The organism is Mucilaginibacter sp. P4_E8, from assembly GCF_056401495.1.
In genome coordinates this window covers 1-1,893 of the sequence record NZ_JBFUJG010000340.1, presented here as the reverse complement: position 1 = coordinate 1,893, position 1,893 = coordinate 1, and the positions used below count along the sequence as shown (strand labels likewise).

Below are 1,893 nucleotides of genomic sequence, written 5' to 3'. Positions count from 1 at the left end.
AGCCATAACATTTCACAAAGTAACTGGAAGGGAGGCAAGGGCGATATTTTGAAGGAATATCAAATAGCCTGCAGCCAGCTTGGTATGAAACTGGGTGTTTACTGCTCGCCCTGGGATAGAAATAATCCTCATTATGGCAAACCGGAGTACCTGCAAATTTACCGTGCCCAGTTAAAGGAGCTTTATAGCAATTACGGGCCATTATTTGCCTCATGGCACGATGGCGCTAATGGGGGCGACGGCTATTACGGCGGGGCAAAAGAAACACGGAGCATTGACCGCACCACCTATTACGATTGGGACAATACCTGGGCCATTACCCGTAAAATGCAGCCGGGTGCCTTTATTTTTGGTGATGTAGGGCCCGATGCCCGTTGGGTGGGTAATGAGTTTGGTCACGCGGGCGAAACTTGCTGGGCTACTTATACGCCTCACGCACCGGAGGAAGGTAAAAAACCGGCAAACGGCTATGTTAAATCTGAAGAAGCCACCGAAGGTACACGTAACGGCAAATACTGGATGCCGGCAGAGTGTGATGTACCGTTAAGGCCAGGATGGTTTTACCATGCATCACAAAATCCGCAGGTAAAAACGCCATCAGAGCTGCTTGATCTGTATTACGAAAGTGTTGGTCGCGGGGCCGATCTTGACCTGGGCCKTTCTCCTAATCAAAAAGGCTTGCTTGACCAGGCAGATGTAACTTCGTTAAAAGCCTTTGGAGATCTTTTAAAGCAAACATTTGCTGTTAACCTTGCAAAGGGTGCCAAACTAAAAGCAAGTAATGTGCGTGGAAATAACAACGCTAAATTTGGTCCGCAGTTTTTGTTAGATAACGACCGGTATAGCTATTGGGCTACCGACAACAAGGTAACACAGCCCGAACTTACCCTGAATTTAAGCGGCCTAAAAACATTTAATGTGATCCGTTTGCGCGAAAATATAAAACTGGGCCAGCGCGTTGAATCAATAGCAATAGATGTTATGCTAAACGGGGAGTGGAAAGAAATTGCAACAGCTACCAGCATAGGTGCCAACAGGCTCATCAGGTTGCCCAATAATATCACCGCAAGTAAAGTAAGGCTGCGCATCACCGGGTCGCCGGTTTGCATTGTTCTGAGCGATTTTGGCTTGTATAAAGAACCACTGCACTTAAAAGCCCCGGTGATTATCAGAGAAAAATCAGGCATGGTTCAGCTTAAATCAGATGATAGCCGTTCAGCTATACACTATACGCTGAACGGGGATGATCCTGTTTTAAGTTCGCCCCTTTATAGCCAGCCCTTTGCGCTCCCCGATGGAGGTACGGTTAAGGCCAGGTGCTTTAACGGTGAAAACCTTGCAGGCGATATTAGTACGCAGATATTCGGTGCAAGTAAAAAGGGCTGGAGCATTATACAAGCCCCGGCCGGCACTCATGCCGGGTTTGTAATTGATGAGGACGAGGGTACAAACTGGGATACGCTAAATGCAGGCTTGCCGTTCCCGCAGGAGGCGGCTGTGGATATGGGTAAAACGCAACTCATAAAAGCCTTTACCTATTTGCCCCGGCAGGATCATAAAGTTGCTGGAATTATTGATGAGTACCGCTTTTATACCAGTGATAATGGTAAAGACTGGAAACTTGCCCGGGAAGGGGTGTTTTCAAATATGGAAGCTAATCCGGTTCAGCAACTGGTTATACTAAAAGAACCGGTACAGGCCCGTTATTTTAAATTTACGGCGTTGCATACAAACCATGGAGAAGGAGTATCGGTTGCTGAATTAGGGATTATTAAACAATAGATTTATCTAATAATTTATGGAATACCTGTTTTGCGACAGAACAGGAAATATTCAATAGTAAAATAAAGGGCTTTTTTAAGATTGGCATTGGTGCTGTGAACGATATAATTT

General features: G+C 45.8%; 1 protein-coding gene. It reads left to right on the top strand.

Features of this window, described 5'->3' with window-relative positions:
• Positions 1-1,782 (top strand): discoidin domain-containing protein (locus AC1DRQ_RS31175; protein WP_477429963.1); only part of this gene is annotated, 1,782 nt, incomplete at its 5' end.
• Positions 1,783-1,893 lie beyond the last annotated feature (111 nt).